General features: G+C 57.5%; 1 protein-coding gene. It reads left to right on the top strand.

Features of this window, described 5'->3' with window-relative positions; all coding sequences use genetic code 11:
- The coding region (locus tag ACTHS3_RS14770; RefSeq protein WP_440368340.1) for a class I tRNA ligase family protein at nt 1–996 on the top strand (996 nt) is incomplete at both ends.

Raw genomic sequence — 996 nt, forward strand, 5'->3', positions numbered from 1 at the left:
TGCTGCGGCGGCGCGGCGAAACGCGAAACCGACACCATGGACACCTTCATGGAATCGAGCTGGTATTTCTTCCGCTATATGTCGCCCAAGTTCGCAGAAGGCATGGTATCAGCAGAAGCCGCAAAATACTGGGGCGCGGTCGACCAATACATCGGCGGTATCGAACACGCGATTCTGCACCTCTTGTACGCGCGCTTCTTCACCAAACTGATGCGCGACGAAGGCTTGGTCAATGTTGACGAACCGTTTGAACGCCTGCTGACGCAAGGCATGGTCGTCTGCGAAACCTACTACCGCGAAAACGCCAACGGCGGCAAAGACTGGATCAACCCCGCCGATGTCGAGCTGACTTTCGACGACAAAGGCCGCCCCGTTTCCGCCGTTCTCAAAGCCGACGGACTGCCCGTCGTCATCAGCGGCACGGAAAAAATGTCCAAGTCCAAAAACAACGGCGTCGATCCGCAAGAGCTGATTAACGCCTACGGCGCGGACACCGCCCGCCTGTTTATGATGTTTGCCGCACCGCCCGAACAGTCCCTCGAATGGAGCGACAGCGGCGTCGAAGGCGCACACCGCTTCCTGCGCCGCCTGTGGCGCACCGTTTACGAATACTTGAAGCAAGGCGAAGCAGTCAAAGCGTTTGCAGGCAGCCAAGACGGTTTGTCTAAAGAACTCAAAGACCTGCGTCACAAACTGCACGCCACCACCGCCAAAGTTAGCGACGACTACGGCCGCCGCCAGCAGTTCAACACCGCCATCGCCGCCGTGATGGAATTGCTCAACCAATACGACAAAACCGACACCGGCAACGAACAAGGCCGCGCCGTCGCCCAAGAAGTATTGGAAACCGCCGTACGCCTGCTGTGGCCGATTGTTCCACACATCTGCGAAACCCTGTGGAGCGAATTAAACGGCGCGAAACTGTGGGAAGCAGGCTGGCCGACAATCGACGAAGCCGCTTTGGTCAAATCCGAAATCGAAGTGATGGTTCAAGTC

Source organism: Neisseria sp. P0009.S007 (assembly GCF_051962515.1).